Source organism: Psychrobacter sp. TB67, from assembly GCF_000511065.1.
Lineage (GTDB): Bacteria > Pseudomonadota > Gammaproteobacteria > Pseudomonadales > Moraxellaceae > Psychrobacter > Psychrobacter okhotskensis.
The window spans coordinates 1-2,964 of sequence record NZ_AYYA01000035.1 but is presented as its reverse complement, the minus strand read 5'-3'; the positions used below and the strand labels follow the sequence as shown (position 1 = coordinate 2,964).

Sequence of the window (2,964 nt, the reverse complement as noted above, 5' to 3'; positions counted from 1 at the left end):
TGACCCCTGCCGTCAAATCCGTACAGTTAAACTTGGGAGATTTAATTACGCAGCTTGACGATAATAATCAAACCACACCTGTCTTGGCGATTTATAGCCCAAGCTCTTTTGAGTTCTCGTTTGGTTGTAATATAGTTCAATATATCCAATGATATCGGTAATGGCGGCAAATCTAGTTTTATAGTCTTGGTGATACACCAGCTCGTTCTTTAATATGCCCCAGAAGCTTTCTATGGGTGCGTTGTCAAAGCAGTTGCCTTTAGCACTCATTGAGCCTGTAAACTGATGCTGCTTGATGATTTTGTGATAAGCGTGGCTACAGTACTGACTGCCTCTGTCAGAATGCACAATCAGCCCTTTGCCTGGTCGTCTGTTCTTGATTGCCATATTTAGTGCACGACAGACTAAATCAGCAGTCATGCGTTTATTAATGGCGTAGCCAACCAGCTCTTTGGTGTATAGATCTTTGACCCCTGCTAAGTACAGCCAGCCCTCATTTGTCCAGATATAAGTAATGTCACTGACCCAAGACTCATTAGGACGCTTGGCATCAAACTGCTGATCGAGCACGTTTGGATAAACCAGCTTGTTGTGATTAGAGTCGGTGGTCACTTTAAAGCGCTTATGACGTCGGCATTTGATGCCGTGCTCTTCTTTGATGCGTCTCACCATGTATAGGCTAATGTCATGGCCTCGCTCACTTAGATGCGCATGCAGACGCTCATATCCATAGCGCTCCTTTGTTTCACTGTGCGCGGCTTTAACCAGCAGCTCAGACTGGTTGCGATGTATCTGTTGATCGCTGATATCACGACTCAGCCAGTCGTAGTAGCTAGAATGCTTAACCTTTAGTACACGGCACATAGCTGTGATACTAAATATCTGCTGGTTATCCTTAATAAAGGCGTACTTTACTAACTGTTTTTCGCGAAGTACGCCGTGGCCTTTTTTAATATCTCTCGCTCCTCCTCGGCAACTTTAAGTTGTCGCTTGAGCTGCTTTATTTCTTGAAGCGCTGTCATAAGATCAGGATCATATTGTTCTGTGCCGATAAGCTTGCCTTGATTGGCTTTGTTATGCCAATTTGATAGCGTTTGCATGGCAATGCCAAGCTGCTTTGCGGTAGCCGAGATATTGCCATTATTGTCTGATATCTTCTTGACAGCTTCTGCTTTAAATTCGTCACTGTAGGTTCTTACTTTCTTGGTCATGATAAACTCCGATTAATACGCTTAGTTTACCAAGTTTATCTCTACGGTTTCTTCAGCATAGCTCATAGTTTTTATTTTGGGTATCATAAAATAGTTTGTCACAATATTTCTTATGGTACTAAGTATGGTTCCCTAGTGAGGACTTGAATCTTAGCCTGTAGCTAAGCGATTTCAATAGTTATAGGCTATTGGGTTTAATTAGTGTACATCTGAGTGTACTTGATAAGATTAGCTTTGTGATTCTTTTACTAGGATATTCCCTAATAACCTAGTCTTTATTCATCCTCTGTCCTTATACCCAAGTTGTTACAACCTAATTGATATCCATTGTCACAAGCCTTGGAAAAGTACTTTTTCGCTATAACTGTATTTCGACGTACGCCTATGCCATTAAGATACATCATGCCAAGATTATATTGAGATCTAGCATCTCCTTGATTGGCGGCTTTTAGATACCACTTACCGGCTTTAGCATAATGAGCTATGCTGAAGAAACCGTAGAGATAAACTTGGTAAACTAAGCGTATTAATCGGAGTTTATCATGACCAAGAAAGTAAGAACCTACAGTGACGAATTTAAAGCAGAAGCTGTCAAGAAGATATCAGACAATAATGGCAATATCTCGGCTACCGCAAAGCAGCTTGGCATTGCCATGCAAACGCTATCAAATTGGCATAACAAAGCCAATCAAGGCAAGCTTATCGGCACAGAACAATATGATCCTGATCTTATGACAGCGCTTCAAGAAATAAAGCAGCTCAAGCGACAACTTAAAGTTGCCGAGGAGGAGCGAGAGATATTAAAAAAGGCCACGGCGTACTTCGCGAAAAACAGTTAGTAAAGTACGCCTTTATTAAGGATAACCAGCAGATATTTAGTATCACAGCTATGTGCCGTGTACTAAAGGTTAAGCATTCTAGCTACTACGACTGGCTGAGTCGTGATATCAGCGATCAACAGATACATCGCAACCAGTCTGAGCTGCTGGTTAAAGCCGCGCACAGTGAAACAAAGGAGCGCTATGGATATGAGCGTCTGCATGCGCATCTAAGTGAGCGAGGCCATGACATTAGCCTATACATGGTGAGACGCATCAAAGAAGAGCACGGCATCAAATGCCGACGTCATAAGCGCTTTAAAGTGACCACCGACTCTAATCACAACAAGCTGGTTTATCCAAACGTGCTCGATCAGCAGTTTGATGCCAAGCGTCCTAATGAGTCTTGGGTCAGTGACATTACTTATATCTGGACAAATGAGGGCTGGCTGTACTTAGCAGGGGTCAAAGATCTATACACCAAAGAGCTGGTTGGCTACGCCATTAATAAACGCATGACTGCTGATTTAGTCTGTCGTGCACTAAATATGGCAATCAAGAACAGACGACCAGGCAAAGGGCTGATTGTGCATTCTGACAGAGGCAGTCAGTACTGTAGCCACGCTTATCACAAAATCATCAAGCAGCATCAGTTTACAGGCTCAATGAGTGCTAAAGGCAACTGCTTTGACAACGCACCCATAGAAAGCTTCTGGGGCATATTAAAGAACGAGCTGGTGTATCACCAAGACTATAAAACTAGATTTGCCGCCATTACCGATATCATTGGATATATTGAACTATATTACAACCAAACGAGAACTCAAAAGAGCTTGGGCTATAAATCGCCAAGACAGGTGTGGTTTGATTATTATCGTCAAGCTGCGTAATTAAATCTCCCAAGTTTAACTGTACGGATTTGACGGCAGGGGTCA

The 2,964-nt window shown here is 42.5% G+C and carries 3 protein-coding genes; 1 reads left to right on the top strand and 2 read right to left on the bottom strand.

Features of this window, described 5'->3' with window-relative positions:
* Positions 1-45: 45 nt before the first annotated feature.
* A protein-coding gene (locus W293_RS0105375; RefSeq protein WP_156915601.1) for an IS3 family transposase occupies positions 46-1,211 on the bottom strand; the annotation gives its coding sequence in 2 pieces (ribosomal slippage) (positions 46-953 and positions 953-1,211; 1,167 coding nt in all).
* Between the two features lie 275 nt (positions 1,212-1,486).
* The gene (locus tag W293_RS17190; protein WP_156915602.1) at positions 1,487-1,738 is read right to left on the bottom strand and encodes a tetratricopeptide repeat protein; all 252 of its coding nucleotides are present in this window, start codon (positions 1,736-1,738) and stop codon (positions 1,487-1,489) included.
* Between the two features lie 15 nt (positions 1,739-1,753).
* Here W293_RS17190 and W293_RS0105360 point away from each other — a divergent pair.
* Positions 1,754-2,919 (top strand): IS3 family transposase gene (locus tag W293_RS0105360; protein ID WP_156915601.1). Its coding sequence is split into 2 segments (ribosomal slippage): positions 1,754-2,012 and positions 2,012-2,919, totalling 1,167 coding nucleotides; the frame shifts between segments, so codons are not numbered across the junction.
* Positions 2,920-2,964 lie beyond the last annotated feature (45 nt).